Raw genomic sequence first — 14,761 nt, 5'->3', positions numbered from 1 at the left:
AATTTATGCTTCCACTCCTTTGTCTCGCATTTTTACAAATTCGAGATATCTGCGACGAATTGCTACAATGAATCCAATGACAAGCAAAAAAGTGCCAATCCACAATAGGTTGATCCATGGTTTTTTCACTGCCTCCATAATGATCCAATCCTTCTGAGTAGTTTGATAGGCCAGTATTACAGCGTTTTCTTGCGGGATAATGTTTTGAATGGAAATTCTAAATGCCAGATCATTGACCTGATCATCAATTCTTCCAACATATTCTTGATCACGGATTACGAAAACAGGCTCAGTTTGATAATCCCCAAATTCTCCCTGTACATTAATAACCGCTTTGACAGCCACATCTCCAGAGGAAAGTGGGGTGCCATCAATGCTTGAGATGGGTTCCATACGCTCAAGTGTAGCAACATAATCATTGATGAAAAATCGATCCCCTATTTCCACTTTAACTTCCTTAGGCTCACTCCAGTCAGGCTCTTGATCAGGATCAGGAAAAGTACGAACATGGGTGTACATGTCCGCGCTTAGCTTTCGCTTGATATCAGGCGAATACACAATCATGTCCATTGCTTTATTTATTTGCACACGAGGGAAGAGCGTAAATTGCTTTCCGGCCTCTGTGTGGTACTCCACCTCGAAGTAGCTGTTTTCTGGACTGATCAATGTGAGCGTATCTTGGTTATCGCCTTTTCGTATCACTTTCAACGGATCTACTGTAAGCACTAGGTCATTTTGATCAACGAACCCTTCCTCCCGGGTTTCTTTTCGAATACCGCGATAGATCATGGAATACTCGCTCATCTGCCGAGGCTCATTGATGAAGAGTAGCAGATTGTCTCTGTTAACTTCTTCAGGAAATTCCTTGCTCCAAACCATCGACGTATAGTTCGTGGAGAGGATGGTAGAATATCCGCTTGAAAAAAGAATTCCAACGAGCATCATCGCTATTCCAATGTGTGTAATTGAGCCTCCTGAGAGTCTGATATTTGATTTAGCTACGCCAACAAAAATCTTCGCATTTGCGCTTATGGAATACATGCAGGCTATGAGAAGTATCACATAGAAAGGATCTGTTATTTTACCAATAACTATGATCACACCGGAGACTACTAGTGAAATTAAGAAGGGTGTTCTTAGCTCTTCTTTTAGTTTTTTGCCGTCCATTTTTTTCCACCAGAAAAACTGACCTGTTCCAGAAAGAATGGCAAGAAAAACAGAGAGGATAAGCTGAGGCAACGAATAAGCATCATAGATGTCGGTTGGAGGAGCAAGGTTTAAGTCAATTCCTAAAGAACCTGCGATTTGGTTGTACACAGGCATGGAGGTATATAACAATACCTGAAAAGCCATGAGACAAAGAACAGCCGAGCCCATGAAAATCCAGAATTCTCGGGAATAGGTTGAGGTTTCTTCTTTTGTATCAGGAACATCTCTCCATCTTTTTGCAATGTAGAAAACTGAAAGTGCAAAGAACGCCAGCAGATAAATTAGCAGCTGACCGGAAAGCCCTAAATCTGTAAATGAATGGACGGATGAATTGCCAAGGATTCCGCTTCTGGTCAAAAATGTGGCGTAAAGCACCAGGATGAATGAAGCTACGACCAAGATCATCGAAAGCTTCAATGCCGAACCACTTTTCTTGTACGCAATCATCACATGAATTGCCGCTATCAGAACCAACCAGGGAACATAAATGGCGTTTTCAACAGGATCCCAATTCCAGTATCCACCAAAGTTGAGTGTTTCATAGGCCCAGTAGGCTCCCATCAGAATTCCAACACCCAGAATCATGGCTGAGAACTGTGCCCATGGCAGAGCCGGACGAATCCACTCCTTGTTTTTTCTAATGATCAATCCTCCAATGCAATAAGCAAATGGTATGATAGTCGTGGCAAACCCTAAGAATAGCGTTGGTGGGTGAATAACCATCCAATAGTTTTGAAGTAAAGGGTTTAGCCCATTACCATCTTCAGGAATAAAATTTGGGTTGGTTTTGAAGATGGGAGCATCGATAACTTCTCTTAGAAGCATGAAAGGGGAACTTCCGATTTTAACATCGAAAACAACTATTCCAAGAATCATAGAGACTAGGAATACCTGAGTGAGTGCCATGACAAACATGACGGGTGCTTTCCAAAACTTATTGGTATTAATTAAGACTACTCCTAGAATGGCATTCCAAAATATCCACAATAGAAATGATCCTTCTTGACCTTCCCAAAAGCACGAGATTTGATAATAAACCGGTAGTATTTTAGAGCTGTGACTAAACACATAATGGTACTCGAAATAGTGGTTGGTGATAAGGTAGAACAGTGTACCTATGATTCCGACCACAGCGAGGGTATGCGCATAGAAAACCTTTGTACCAAAAGAGGTCCATTCCTTATCCTGATTTCTTCCCTTGAAGAAGGCATAGGCAGACAGTAAACTTGTGATAAATGCGATGATTACGAGCGCGTGACCGAGCTGTCCCTCAAAATAATGTATCATATGCTGGCTTTGATTTAGCCCAAGATTTTAACTAGTAAACTCAGGCTCTTCTTGATATTTAGAAGGACACTTTAGTAATATTTTTTCCGCAACGAATTTTTCACCCTTATAAGCACCGACAATTACAACTTGTTCCGATCGCGTAAAATCAGTCGGGATGGGTTCGGCAAAAAGCACTTGCTGCTTCAATCCATTTTCGTCAACCATTTCGAATTTAAACGATAGCTTATCAGGGCTTTCTTGTATTCCGACCACCTCACCAGAAGCAGTTTTAGGGAGCTCGCCTACTACATGGATGCTTTTCTTGAAGCCTTTTTCGGAAAGAACTTTTGCTTCAGAGAAACTCACATAAGTACTTGCATCTCCAGTCATGGATACAATCATGGTGATGGCTATCGCAATAATTACAATTGCAGCTATGTATTTCTTTTTCATTGTTCCTCTATTTCTTTTTCTAAACGCTTTGCTCGCTTGTCCAGTTTGAACATTAGAAAGAAAAATCCGGCTAGGATTACAAGAATGATTGCAACCACAACATAGATTTTTCCTTCACCTCTAAAGTCATCTGCCATTTCAACCTGTGCAAGAGCAAGTTGAGTTCCGAGGAGCATCAATATTCCTAAAATATATTTAAGCATCATCTAGTTTTTGTTTTGTAAGAGAGAGCCTGATGGCTATAGTTGCTATCCAGTATCCGAGTAGCGTCCATCCAATTACAGCGATATAAAATACTTTTCTGAGGTTGCTATCTAAGTCGTAAGCATTGAATCCTGGATTGCCGCCGTTTCCCGGGTGAAGACTATCTGACATTCTTGGCAGAATAAATAACAGTGGAACCATTAGAAAGAAAGCGAAAATGTTAAAAACAGCTGAAATTCGATTTCGTTGCTGCTCATCCTGAATCGAACTTCTCAATACGAAGTAGGCAAGGTAGATAAGTAATGAAACTGCAGAAGCATTTTGCTTTGGATCGTTGCTCCAAGGTTCTCCCCAAGTATAGTTGGCCCAAATCATTCCTGTGATAATTCCAAGCACCCCAAAACCAATTCCCATAGTTGCTAATTGGACACTGTATGTATCGAATTTATTGTCACCATTCCGGAGGTATTTCACAGCATGAACCACTGAGCCTAGGAATAGCAAGATCATTCCAAACCACATCGGCACATGGAAGTGCAGCACCCGAATAGTTTCATTAAGAATTGGAAGCTCTGGTACCGGAAGCAATAACCCTGCAATAACAGTGTATACTAAAAGCACTACGCATAGCCATTTCCACCAATCTGTTTTCAGTAAATAACCCATCACGATTTCCAGGTAAAAGGGAATAAAACGAACGTGAGCGCAATGATAATCACATCGACTGAGAAGAGTGCTGTTAGGTTGCCTTGAATCTGTATGAACACGTAACCATCAAGGATTTTATAACTATTGCTGATCGAGAGTATTAGCACAGGGATAATGATCGGAAATCCTAAAACAGCCATCATAATGGAACGATTGCTTGATCTAAAGGCTATAGATGATACCATTGTAAAGGCGGCACTCAAGCCAATACATCCCAATGTTAGATTAAGTAGGAAGAGAGGAAAGTTTACAATCGGATTGCCGAGCAGTACTGAATAGATGATCAATGAGATAATTGCAATACAAAACAAGTAGACAAATGAGTAAATAAGCTTTGCCAAGATGATCTTGGTTGGCTTACATAGAAAGAAGTAGTAGTGAGATCGTCTTTCTTCTTGAATAAAGCTTTTCGAAATTGCATTTATTGAAGTAAAAAGCAGAATGATCCAGAAAAGCGCATTCCAAACCTCTACGGAAACAAAGCCTTTGAATGCCATATAGGTTGCAAAAATGGTGGACGCGAGATACAGCAAGATCCCTGTAATGGGATTTTGTTGCCGCCAGTCTACAATCAGGTCTTTTTTAATGAGTTGGAATACCTTATTCACTATCAGCAAAGGTAAATTCAAAGCACGTTATACCTTGCATATACTTAACATTCCCTTTAGCATTGCATAAAAAATTAGGGGATAATACGCTTAGCGAACAAAATTTATCATTTCCTGGATAAATCAGATGAAAAAAATTCTTGTAACTGGGGGTGCGGGGTTCATAGGTTCTAACTTGATTGAATCCTTATTAGATAGAAAGTATCAGGTGGTTTGTCTAGACAATCTGTCAACTGGATTTACTCATAATATTGAAGAGTTTTTTGACAATAACAATTTCGAGTTTGTAGAGGGGGATATATTAGACTTTAAACTTTTAAAGAATCTAACGAAGGACGTTTTTGCTGTTTCTCATCAGGCGGCACTAGGGTCAGTTCCTAGATCTATTAAGGATCCACTAACTACCAATCGAGTAAATATTGAAGGTACCTTAAATGTTCTCAAAGCTTGTGTAGATAATAAAGTCCAACGAGTGATTTATGCGGCTTCTTCTTCAACATATGGAGACTCTCCAAAATTGCCAAAGAAAGAGCATGAAATAGGAAATCCGTTATCTCCATATGCAGTTACAAAACTGGTAAATGAGTTGTATGCCGATGTTTTTCAAAAAGTCTACGGTCTCAACACAATCGGGCTAAGATATTTCAATGTTTTTGGACCCAAGCAAGATCCCAATGGAGCCTATGCAGCAGTAATTCCCTTATTTATGAAGGCCATTCTTTCAGGGAATCGCCCAACGGTTAATGGTGATGGAAATCACAGCAGAGACTTTACCTTTGTGGCCAATGCCGTTCAAGCAAATATTAAGTCCATAGAAGCACCCATTAATTGTTACAATACGGTATATAATATCGCTTGCGGTGAAAGAACCACATTGAATGAGTTGGTTGGATTTATCAATGACATCAATGGATCACAGCTAGACCCTGTACACGGAAGTGAACGAGATGGAGATATTGAACATAGCTTGGCTGATATTTCTAAAGCAACCCATGCTTTGGGATATTCACCTGAGCAGAGCGTGAAAGAAGGATTGCATTCGACGATCGAATGGTATAATAGAATCGAAAAAAGTACTAAATAAGTGGCACAAGACGCAACAATATTAATAACAGGAGGCGCAGGTTTTATTGGATCACATGTCGTTCGTAAGTTTGTTAAAAGCGGTAAGTATAAGATTGTCAACCTTGACAAACTAACCTATGCAGGCAACCTTGAAAATTTAAGAGATATTGAGGAAGACTCAAATTATGAGTTTATCAAAGGAGACATTTGTGATTTTGAATTTGTCAAGCAGCTTTTTGTTAATTATGATTTTGCTGGAGTGATTCACCTTGCAGCAGAGTCACATGTTGATCGTTCCATTTCCAACCCAATGGAATTTATAAAAACAAATGTAGTGGGCACAGTTAATCTCTTAAATGCGGCAAAAGAAGCATGGCAAGAGAAAGAAGGTTGTCGATTCTACCACGTTTCAACAGATGAAGTGTATGGGTCATTAGGGGAAGAAGGCTTTTTTACTGAAACCACCTCATATGATCCTAAGTCTCCCTACTCAGCATCAAAAGCCTCTTCTGATCATTTCGTTCGAGCCTACGGAAATACATACAAGCTACCCTACGTAATATCTAATTGCTCCAATAACTACGGCCCGAACCATTTTCCGGAAAAACTTATTCCTTTGATGATTCACAATATTCGAAATGGAAAACCATTACCAGTATATGGGAAAGGGGAGAATATTAGAGATTGGCTTTATGTTGAAGATCATGCAAGAGCTATCGAGTTGATTTTTGAGAAAGGAACCGATGGCGAAACTTACAACATCGGTGGGTTCAATGAATGGAAGAATATTGATTTGGTGAATCTCCTTTGCGATACAATGGATCGAAAGTTAGGAAATCAGCAAGGGAAATCGCGGGAACTAATTACCTATGTGAAAGATCGGGCGGGGCACGATATGCGTTATGCCATTGATGCTACGAAACTGAATGAAGAGTTAGGCTGGGAGCCTTCCTTGCAATTCAAAGAAGGATTAGAAAAGACGGTAGACTGGTATTTTGAAAATGAACAGTGGCTCAATGATGTTACTTCAGGAGATTATCTGAAGTACTATGATGAGCACTATCAAAACAGATAGAAAATGAAAGGAATAATACTAGCAGGAGGATCTGGAACAAGACTTCACCCACTTACACAGGCAGTGAGTAAGCAAATCTTACCGGTTTATGATAAACCAATGATTTATTATCCGCTTTCTACGCTAATGCTATCGGGTATCAATGAGATCATGATTATCAGTACGCCCAGAGATTTGCCTACATTCAGAGATCTATTAGGTGACGGATCTGCCTTAGGATGTTCTTTTTCGTATGCCGTTCAGGAAGAACCAAAAGGTTTGGCAGAAGCTTTCATTATTGGTGAAGACTTTATAGGGAGCGATTGCGTAGCACTGATTCTCGGCGATAACATTTTCTACGCCTCTGGACTACCAAAAAAACTTCAGGCATGCAATGACCCCGATGGAGGAATTGTTTTTGCGTATCATGTAAACGACCCCGAGAGATATGGTGTGGTGGAATTTGATGAAAATAAAAAAGCAATTTCTATAGAAGAAAAACCAGCTACTCCAAAATCTAACTACGCTGTGCCTGGACTTTACTATTACGACAACCAGGTGGTAGAGATAGCGAAAAATGTAAAACCAAGTAAGCGAGGAGAACTGGAAATAACAGATGTTAACAATTATTATTTGGAAAGAAATAAACTAAATGTTCAGGTTTTTAATAGGGGGACAGCTTGGCTGGATACCGGAACCTTTGGCTCTTTAATGCAAGCAGGAAACTTTGTGCAGGTAATAGAAGAGCGTCAAGGACTTAAAGTGGGCTGCATAGAGGAGGTAGCATATTATATGAATTTTATTTCAGCAGAAGAATTGGAAAAATTGGCTAAGTCGCTTGAAAAAAGTGGTTATGGAACTTATTTACTTAATGCTATTAAGAAATGAAGGCAGAGCAAACCAACTTGCAAGATTGCTGGATTATTGAGCCCGATGTTTTTGAGGATGAAAGAGGGTATTTCTATGAAGGATTTAATACTAGAAATTTCAAAGAAGCCACAGGTTTTGATTTTGAAGTCAAGCAAATCAATCAATCCAGATCATCCAGGGGTGTTTTGAGGGGGTTGCATTTTCAGCATGGTGAAAACGCCCAGGCAAAACTTGTTTCATGCCTTGAGGGTGAAGTTTTAGATGTTGCAGTAGACTTAAGGAGCGATTCTCTTACGTATTGTAAGTATTCCATTGTCAGGCTTTCAGCTCACAATAAGAAGCACTTATATATCCCCAAAGGCATGGCACATGGTTTTTTGGTTCTCACGGATCATGCCAAGCTCATGTATCAAACGGATGAGCTTTATTCTAGAGAACATGATTCCGGAATTATGTACAACGATCCAGATATCAATATAAGTTGGGGTGTTCCTGAGGAAGAAATTATTTTATCAGAGAAGGATCAAAACTTACCATTACTCAAACAATCAAAACTCGATTTTTAATGTCAAAAAAGAAAGTATTAATAACTGGCGGGGCGGGGTTCTTAGGATCCCATTTATGTGATAGATTCATCAAAGAAGGCTACCATGTAGTTGCTATGGATAACCTGCTTACAGGTGACATTTCCAATATTGAGCATTTGATGGGGCATGAGGATTTTGAATTTCAGCATCACGATGTTTCAAAATATGTTCATGTGTCGGGTGACTTGGAGTACATTCTCCATTTTGCCTCACCCGCGAGTCCCATTGACTACTTGAAAATGCCAATTCAGACAATGAAAGTGGGATCATTAGGAACACTTAACTGTTTAGGACTGGCAAAAGATAAGGGAGCCAGAATGTTGATAGCCTCTACTTCAGAAGTATACGGCGATCCCTTGGTTCACCCGCAAACGGAGGAGTATTGGGGAAATGTAAATCCAGTTGGGCCAAGGGGTGTGTACGATGAAGCCAAGAGGTTTCAGGAAGCATTAACAATGGCTTACCACACCTTCCATGGCTTAGAAACACGAATTGTCAGGATATTCAATACGTTCGGGCCAAGAATGCGTCTCGATGATGGTAGAGTTTTGCCAGCGTTCATTTCGCAAGCGTTGAAGGGAGAAAACCTAACTGCTTTTGGAGATGGCTCACAAACCCGTTCATTTACCTACGTTGATGATTTGGTTGAAGGTATCTATCGTTTGCTTAAAAGTGATTATGCCCAACCCGTTAATATTGGCAATCCGGAAGAAATTACGATCAACGAATTTGGTGAGGAGATCATTCGTCTCACTGGAAGCCAATCAAAAATCATATATAAGGATTTGCCAAAAGACGATCCCAAACAAAGAAAACCAGATATCAGTCTTGCTAAAAAGGTTCTGGATTGGACACCAAGTTTCACAAGATCCGAAGGATTAAAACCAACACTTGAATATTTCCAAAAAAAGGTATTAGGATAAGTTTTATCCTATTTTTGCCCACTAATTTTTGAATCCATGGATTATAAAGTAGGAATTATTGGGCTTGGGTATGTAGGCTTGCCACTTGCGGTTGAAAGTGGTAAACTATATTCAACGATAGGGTTCGATATCGACATTAAGCGAGTTGATGAGCTAAAGTCCGGTGTAGACAGAACTTTGGAGGTGAACGAGAACGAACTGAAAGCTTCTGAATTGCTTGAGTACACCACCGATAAAGAAGATTTGTCTGAGTGCAATTTTTACATTGTCACAGTCCCAACGCCAATAGATGAATTAAAAAATCCAGACCTAAGACCAATCATCTCAGCTACTGAAATGATTGCACTTTTGATCAAGCCTGATGATATAGTTGTTTATGAGTCTACAGTGTTTCCAGGATGTACGGAAGAAGTCTGTGTACCCATCTTGGAAGAAGGAAGCGGGCTGGTTTTCAACAAAGATTTTTATTGCGGGTATTCACCTGAAAGAATCAATCCGGGAGACAAAGAGCACAGGATATCAAGCATACTAAAAGTAACCAGTGGAAGTGATGATGAGTCTGCCGAAAAAGTAGACACTTTTTACCGATCATTCATTGAAGCTGGAACTTTTAAAGCTTCCTCAATTAAAGTTGCAGAAGCAGCAAAGGTTATCGAAAATTCTCAGCGAGATATCAATATTGCATTTGTAAACGAGCTAGCACTCATTTTTGATAGACTAGATATTGATACAAGTGAAGTGTTAGAGGCTGCTGGCACCAAGTGGAATTTTTTACCATTCAGGCCCGGACTGGTTGGAGGTCACTGCATTGGCGTGGATCCCTTTTACCTTACACAAAAAGCAGAGTCTGTCGGTTATAACCCTCAAGTGATTTTGTCAGGCAGGAAAATCAATGATCAAATGGGGCAATACGTTGCTCAGAAGGTTATTAAACTACTTGGGAGAAAAGAAAAACTTAGCAATGAATCTAAGGTTTTAATTCTGGGTTTTACTTTCAAAGAAAATTGTCCGGATACACGTAATACAAGAGTCATTGATATATATAAAGAATTCGATGATTATGGCATACAGGCGTCTGTTTTCGATCCACAAGCAGACACCAATCAAGTAAGTGAAGAATACGGAATTATCTTGGAAAGTTCGCCAGAGGGATCATATGAAGCTATAATTCTTGCTGTAGCTCACAAAGAGTTTCTTGCGTTGAACTGGGAAGCACTAAGAAAATCTACACCCGTGATATTTGATGTTAAGAGCATTCTACCTAAAGCCTTAGTGGATGGCAGATTATAAGGAAAATATCATCCCACATTCCCATGCAATCAAGCTTGCGGATCGAATACGTAAAAACAAGTATGAACCGAAATTAATTTGGTTTACAGGTCTTTCAGGTTCGGGTAAATCTACCTTGGCTAGCGCAGCTGAAGCTCATTTCTTTGAAAACGGAATAAATACATACATCCTGGATGGGGACAATGTAAGAGGGGGGTTAAATAGTGATTTGGATTTTACGGATGCAAGCAGACGTGAGAATATCCGAAGAATATCCGAAGTTTCGAACTTATTTCTTGATGCTGGCTTGCTGGTGTTTACGGCGTTCATCTCACCATTTAAACAAGATAGGACTACTGCCAGGGCGTTGGTAGGGGCAAAAAATTTCATTGAGGTATATGTGGATTGTCCATTGGAAGTTTGTGAGGAGAGAGATGTAAAGGGTTTATACAAAAAAGCTCGCGAAGGTAAGCTCGAAAATTTCACAGGTATAAGTTCTCCATTTGAGATCCCTGAAAATCCGGATGTCGTTCTCAATACAGCAGATAATTCTCTGCAAGATTGCCTCAGAAAATTGATTGAAGAAATAGAACAGAAAATCACATCATGAAAAATTACAATCTGACTCACCTAAAAGAGTTGGAAGCAGAATCCATCTACATCTTGCGAGAGGTGGCTGCTCAATTTCAAAATCCAGCCATACTTTTCTCTGGAGGAAAAGATTCCATCTGCATAACACATTTGGCCAGGAAAGCTTTTCACCCAGCCAAGTTCCCCTTTCCATTGGTTCATATAGATACAGGGCACAACTTCCCTGAAACCATGCAATTCAGAGACGAGTTGGTGAGCGAACTGGGAGCTAAGCTTATCGTTGGATCTGTTCAGCAGTCAATCGATGATGGTCGTGCAGCAGAAGAAAAAGGAAAAAATGCCAGCAGAAACGCGATTCAGACCGTAACACTTTTGGATACAATAGAAGATCAGGGCTTTGATGCCTGTATCGGAGGGGCGAGAAGAGATGAAGAGAAGGCCAGAGCCAAGGAACGGTTCTTCTCACATAGAGATGAATTTGGTCAGTGGGACCCTAAAAATCAAAGACCAGAGCTTTGGAATATCTTCAATGGACGACAAAATTTTGGAGAGCACTTCAGGGTTTTCCCGCTCAGCAATTGGACTGAGATGGATGTTTGGCAGTATATTTTGGCAGAAAACATAGCCATTCCATCCTTGTATTTTGCTCATCAAAGAGACGTAATCTGGAGAAATAATACATGGTTGCCCGTTTCTGATTTCATTCAAATTGAGGATTCCGAAGAAGTTCTAAATAAGAAATTAAGATTTAGAACATTGGGAGACATCACAATTACAGGCGGGATCGAGTCTGATGCAGACTCACTTGAAAAGATAGTCGAGGAGGTGGCGGCTGCCAGGCATACTGAGCGAGGAAACAGAGCTGACGACAAGCGATCTGAAACCGCAATGGAAGACAGAAAAAAGGAAGGATACTTTTAGTTGGCCATTGGCTTTTACTACTGGCCTTTAGCTATGAGAGATTATACAAAGTATGATATTTGGAAAGATGGAATTAAGATTTTCGTAGATATTTATGAATTGACAAAGCTCTTTCCTGAGGAAGAGAAATTTGGAATTATCTCTCAATTGAGAAAGGCTTCGGTTTCTATTGCATCAAATTTTGCAGAGGGCTGTAGTCGACTTTCTGAAAAAGAGTTCAAGAGGTTTACCGAATTTAGCTTAGGCTCTGCTTTCGAACTCAAAACACAACTAATCATATCCGATAATTTGGGATATATATCAAAAGATAATTTAGCTACACTTATGGAGCTGATTGACAAATGTTCCAAGCAAATGAATTCATTAAGAAATAAACTAAAATAAATGGATAAGCCAACAGCTAACAGCCAACAACCAATAGCTAAAGCCAATAGCTACCTAGATATGGAATTGCTACGTTTTACCACGGCGGGAAGCGTAGATGATGGTAAAAGCACCTTGATTGGTCGATTGTTGTTCGATTCAAAATCAATTTTTGAAGATCAATTAGATCAAGTAAAACAAACAAGCGAAAGGCGAGGAGCTACCGATGTTGATCTGGCTTTATTGACGGATGGTCTTAAAGACGAAAGGGAACAAGGAATTACAATAGACGTGGCATACAGATACTTTGCAACACCCAAACGAAAATTCATCATTGCCGATACCCCAGGTCATATTCAGTACACGAGAAATATGGTTACAGGAGCATCAACAGCTAATGTAGCTTTGATTCTGATTGATGCACGTAAAGGAGTGATTGAGCAAACCTGTAGACATTCAATCATTGCCAGTCTGCTCCAAATACCCCACATCATTGTTTGCGTAAATAAGATGGACCTGGTCGACTATGAGCAAGAGAAGTTTGATGAAATAAAGAGTGATTTTGAGAATTTCGCTTCAAAACTTGATGTGAAGGATGTTCAGTTTATTCCTATCAGTGCATTGAAAGGCGATAATGTGGTCAATAGAAGTGACAACATGAAATGGTATGAAGGATCCACTTTATTGTATACGTTGGAAAACATCCACATTGGAAGCGATCACAATCACATAGACTGTCGCTTCCCGGTACAGACAGTTATCAGGCCGCAGACAGACGAACACCACGATTACAGAGGGTATGCAGGAAGGATTTCTGGCGGGGTGTTTAAGCCAGGTGATGAAGTTACAGTGCTGCCGTCTGGATTTACCTCCAAAATTAAATCGATCGATACGTTTGATGGATCAATTGAAGAAGCCTTTGCGCCAATGTCAGTTACCATTACGCTGGAAGACGACATAGATATCAGTCGTGGAGACATGATAGTTAGGCAACATAATCAGCCTGAACCACAACAGGACATTGATGTGATGCTTTGCTGGTTAAATAATAAAGGACCACAGCCGCGAACAAAATACACCATTCGCCATACCACTGCAGAAGCGAAGGCGATGATTAAAGACATTCGCTACAAACTGGACATCAACACGCTACATAGAAATGAGAAAGAAAAGAGCATTACAGCAAATGATATTTGTCGAGCACAAATTCGCACGACAAGGCCACTGTTGATTGACTCATACAAGAAAAACAGAAATACAGGTAGCATAATTTTAGTAGATGAAGGCACAAACGAAACAGTGGCTGCCGGAATGATCATATAACACCCAATCCCCTTCTTTGAGGGATGAGGGGGGGGAAGTTGTGAATGAAAATATAGGCTATTATGAGAAAAATTATTCCTTATAACCCGAAGCTCAAGAACCTAGCAAAAAAACTGCGACAAAATATGACCTTTTCTGAAGTGCTTTTATGGGATCAGCTAAAGCAAAAGAAAATTAAAGGGTATGATTTTGACCGTCAAAAGCCATTAGATGAGTTTATTGTCGATTTCTATTGCAAGGATCTGAAACTTGCAATAGAAATTGACGGGAATAGTCATGATAATGAGGATGTCTACAAAGCAGATCGAAAACGCCAGTCAATTCTCGAGAAATTAGGAGTTGTTTTTTTAAGATTCGATGATTTAGAGGTCAAGAAAAGAATGGATAATGTTATCCGAACCATTGAGTATTGGATTGAAGAACATGAGGAAGGTAATGACAAACCCACCCCCACCCCTCCCAAGAGGGGATTGGGGTCGGCCATAGAAGGAAAATCATTACCTGATAAGCGGCCTAACATTTCCAATCATAACTTATTCCCCTCCTTGGAGGGGTTTGGGGTGGGTTCTGTTGAATTAGAGTCACTCTTAGAAATAGCAAAAAAAGCAGCCTTTGCTGCCGGAACGGAGATAATGAATATTTATGAATCTGGAGATTTTGCGATTGAAGCAAAATCGGATGACTCACCATTGACCATAGCTGACAAAGCAGCACATAACACCATCGTTTCTTACCTTGAAAAAACAGGCATACCCATTCTCAGCGAAGAAGGAATAGCTATCCCTTACAGTGAAAGGGCTAGCTGGGAATATTTCTGGATGGTTGACCCGCTGGACGGCACAAAAGAGTTCATCAAAAAGAATGGCGAATTCACCGTTAATATTGCCCTTATTCATAAAGATGAATCGATTTTAGGAGTTGTCTATCCTCCGGTGATTGGTGATATATACTGGGCGAGCAGGGGAAGTGGGGCTTATAGAGAATCAAACGGGACGGTTGAAAAACTGAATACAACCAAAAGAGATTTAAAGGAGTCTGGGGTTAAGGTTGTAGCTTCAAGATCACACATGAGTGAAGAAACTTCAAAGTATGTGGCACAATTTGAAAATCCGGATGTTGTATCCAAGGGGAGTTCCATGAAATTTTTATTAGTGGCATCAGGAGAAGCTGATGTTTACCCTCGATTTGCACCTACGATGGAGTGGGACACCGCCGCAGCTCACGCAATTGTTTCAGAAGCTGGAGGACGAGTTGTTTTCGAAAACGAAATCACTCCATTATCTTACAATAAAGAGGACTTATTAAATCCATCCTTTATAGTTTTGCCCTCTTAATTAGGAATCA

At 40.1% G+C, this 14,761-nt stretch carries 16 protein-coding genes; 11 read left to right on the top strand and 5 right to left on the bottom strand.

All coding sequences use genetic code 11. The features are described 5' to 3' along the window. Window positions 1-3: 3 nt before the first annotated feature. From ABJF57_RS02275 to ABJF57_RS02255, 5 genes are read right to left on the bottom strand one after another with little or no spacing between them, the layout of a single operon-like run. Window positions 4-2,496 carry a heme lyase CcmF/NrfE family subunit gene (locus ABJF57_RS02275; protein ID WP_462231656.1) on the bottom strand — a complete coding sequence of 831 codons (2,493 nt, stop codon included), beginning with the start codon at window positions 2,494-2,496 and terminating at the stop codon, window positions 4-6. Between the two features lie 27 nt (window positions 2,497-2,523). After that, window positions 2,524-2,931, bottom strand: a complete 408-nt coding sequence (locus tag ABJF57_RS02270; protein WP_462231658.1) for a cytochrome c maturation protein CcmE domain-containing protein — start codon at window positions 2,929-2,931, stop codon at window positions 2,524-2,526. Next, a complete protein-coding gene (locus ABJF57_RS02265) occupies window positions 2,928-3,137 on the bottom strand; it encodes a CcmD family protein (protein ID WP_462231660.1) in 210 nt (69 codons plus the stop codon). Before ABJF57_RS02265 ends, ABJF57_RS02270 begins: the two co-directional genes overlap by 4 nt. Then, window positions 3,127-3,789 carry a cytochrome c biogenesis protein CcsA gene (gene ccsA, locus ABJF57_RS02260; protein ID WP_462232030.1) on the bottom strand — a complete coding sequence of 221 codons (663 nt, stop codon included), beginning with the start codon at window positions 3,787-3,789 and terminating at the stop codon, window positions 3,127-3,129. Before ccsA ends, ABJF57_RS02265 begins: the two co-directional genes overlap by 11 nt. Window positions 3,790-3,800: 11 nt before the next feature. Beyond that, window positions 3,801-4,451 (bottom strand): heme exporter protein CcmB, encoded by a 651-nt coding sequence (locus ABJF57_RS02255; RefSeq protein ID WP_462231662.1) that lies wholly within the window; start codon window positions 4,449-4,451, stop codon window positions 3,801-3,803. Between the two features lie 127 nt (window positions 4,452-4,578). Between ABJF57_RS02255 and ABJF57_RS02250 the strand changes: the two genes are divergently transcribed. From ABJF57_RS02250 to cysQ, 11 genes are all read left to right on the top strand, one after another. After that, window positions 4,579-5,535 (top strand): SDR family oxidoreductase, encoded by a 957-nt coding sequence (locus ABJF57_RS02250; protein WP_462231664.1) that lies wholly within the window; start codon window positions 4,579-4,581, stop codon window positions 5,533-5,535. Then, window positions 5,536-6,591 (top strand): dTDP-glucose 4,6-dehydratase, encoded by a 1,056-nt coding sequence (gene rfbB / locus ABJF57_RS02245; protein ID WP_462231666.1) that lies wholly within the window; start codon window positions 5,536-5,538, stop codon window positions 6,589-6,591. Window positions 6,592-6,594: 3 nt separating this feature from the next. Continuing rightward, on the top strand, window positions 6,595-7,458 hold the full coding sequence (gene rfbA / locus ABJF57_RS02240) for a glucose-1-phosphate thymidylyltransferase RfbA (RefSeq protein ID WP_462231668.1): 864 nt from the start codon (window positions 6,595-6,597) through the stop codon (window positions 7,456-7,458). Next, the gene (gene rfbC / locus ABJF57_RS02235; protein ID WP_462231670.1) at window positions 7,455-8,006 is read left to right on the top strand and encodes a dTDP-4-dehydrorhamnose 3,5-epimerase; all 552 of its coding nucleotides are present in this window, start codon (window positions 7,455-7,457) and stop codon (window positions 8,004-8,006) included. Before rfbA ends, rfbC begins: the two co-directional genes overlap by 4 nt. Continuing rightward, window positions 8,006-8,950, top strand: coding sequence for a UDP-glucuronic acid decarboxylase family protein (locus ABJF57_RS02230; protein WP_462231672.1), 945 nt, complete (start codon window positions 8,006-8,008; stop codon window positions 8,948-8,950). The genes rfbC and ABJF57_RS02230 overlap by 1 nt, the downstream gene beginning before the upstream one ends. Before the next feature lie 36 nt (window positions 8,951-8,986). Beyond that, complete coding sequence (locus ABJF57_RS02225) at window positions 8,987-10,240, top strand: nucleotide sugar dehydrogenase (RefSeq protein WP_462231674.1); 1,254 nt, start codon at window positions 8,987-8,989, stop codon at window positions 10,238-10,240. Next, on the top strand, window positions 10,227-10,829 hold the full coding sequence (cysC, locus tag ABJF57_RS02220) for an adenylyl-sulfate kinase (RefSeq protein WP_462231676.1): 603 nt from the start codon (window positions 10,227-10,229) through the stop codon (window positions 10,827-10,829). Before ABJF57_RS02225 ends, cysC begins: the two co-directional genes overlap by 14 nt. Then, window positions 10,826-11,731, top strand: a complete 906-nt coding sequence (cysD, locus tag ABJF57_RS02215; protein ID WP_462231678.1) for a sulfate adenylyltransferase subunit CysD — start codon at window positions 10,826-10,828, stop codon at window positions 11,729-11,731. The genes cysC and cysD overlap by 4 nt, the downstream gene beginning before the upstream one ends. Window positions 11,732-11,764: 33 nt before the next feature. Beyond that, window positions 11,765-12,115, top strand: coding sequence for a four helix bundle protein (locus tag ABJF57_RS02210; protein ID WP_462231680.1), 351 nt, complete (start codon window positions 11,765-11,767; stop codon window positions 12,113-12,115). Next, a complete protein-coding gene (gene cysN / locus ABJF57_RS02205; protein ID WP_462231682.1) occupies window positions 12,116-13,417 on the top strand; it encodes a sulfate adenylyltransferase subunit CysN in 1,302 nt (433 codons plus the stop codon). 62 nt (window positions 13,418-13,479) lie between these two features. Further along, complete coding sequence (gene cysQ, locus ABJF57_RS02200) at window positions 13,480-14,751, top strand: 3'(2'),5'-bisphosphate nucleotidase CysQ (RefSeq protein WP_462231684.1); 1,272 nt, start codon at window positions 13,480-13,482, stop codon at window positions 14,749-14,751. Window positions 14,752-14,761: the final 10 nt, after the last annotated feature.

The sequence above is a fragment of the Ekhidna sp. genome, from assembly GCF_039940915.1.
Lineage (GTDB): Bacteria > Bacteroidota > Bacteroidia > Cytophagales > Cyclobacteriaceae > Ekhidna.
This window is presented reverse-complemented; position numbering and strand designations above follow the sequence as displayed.

What these genes read in the sequence shown, in the direction of transcription:
- ABJF57_RS02275 (WP_462231656.1), bottom strand. Translation starts at nt 2,496, where the DNA reads ATGATACATTATTTTGAGGGACAGCTCGGTCACGCGCTCGTAATCATC.
- cysD (WP_462231678.1), top strand. Translation starts at nt 10,826, where the DNA reads ATGAAAAATTACAATCTGACTCACCTAAAAGAGTTGGAAGCAGAATCC.
- cysC (WP_462231676.1), top strand. Translation starts at nt 10,227, where the DNA reads ATGGCAGATTATAAGGAAAATATCATCCCACATTCCCATGCAATCAAG.
- ABJF57_RS02270 (WP_462231658.1), bottom strand. Translation starts at nt 2,931, where the DNA reads ATGAAAAAGAAATACATAGCTGCAATTGTAATTATTGCGATAGCCATC.
- ABJF57_RS02225 (WP_462231674.1), top strand. Translation starts at nt 8,987, where the DNA reads ATGGATTATAAAGTAGGAATTATTGGGCTTGGGTATGTAGGCTTGCCA.
- ABJF57_RS02265 (WP_462231660.1), bottom strand. Translation starts at nt 3,137, where the DNA reads ATGATGCTTAAATATATTTTAGGAATATTGATGCTCCTCGGAACTCAA.
- cysQ (WP_462231684.1), top strand. Translation starts at nt 13,480, where the DNA reads ATGAGAAAAATTATTCCTTATAACCCGAAGCTCAAGAACCTAGCAAAA.
- cysN (WP_462231682.1), top strand. Translation starts at nt 12,116, where the DNA reads ATGGATAAGCCAACAGCTAACAGCCAACAACCAATAGCTAAAGCCAAT.
- ABJF57_RS02250 (WP_462231664.1), top strand. Translation starts at nt 4,579, where the DNA reads ATGAAAAAAATTCTTGTAACTGGGGGTGCGGGGTTCATAGGTTCTAAC.
- rfbC (WP_462231670.1), top strand. Translation starts at nt 7,455, where the DNA reads ATGAAGGCAGAGCAAACCAACTTGCAAGATTGCTGGATTATTGAGCCC.
- rfbA (WP_462231668.1), top strand. Translation starts at nt 6,595, where the DNA reads ATGAAAGGAATAATACTAGCAGGAGGATCTGGAACAAGACTTCACCCA.
- ABJF57_RS02210 (WP_462231680.1), top strand. Translation starts at nt 11,765, where the DNA reads ATGAGAGATTATACAAAGTATGATATTTGGAAAGATGGAATTAAGATT.
- ABJF57_RS02230 (WP_462231672.1), top strand. Translation starts at nt 8,006, where the DNA reads ATGTCAAAAAAGAAAGTATTAATAACTGGCGGGGCGGGGTTCTTAGGA.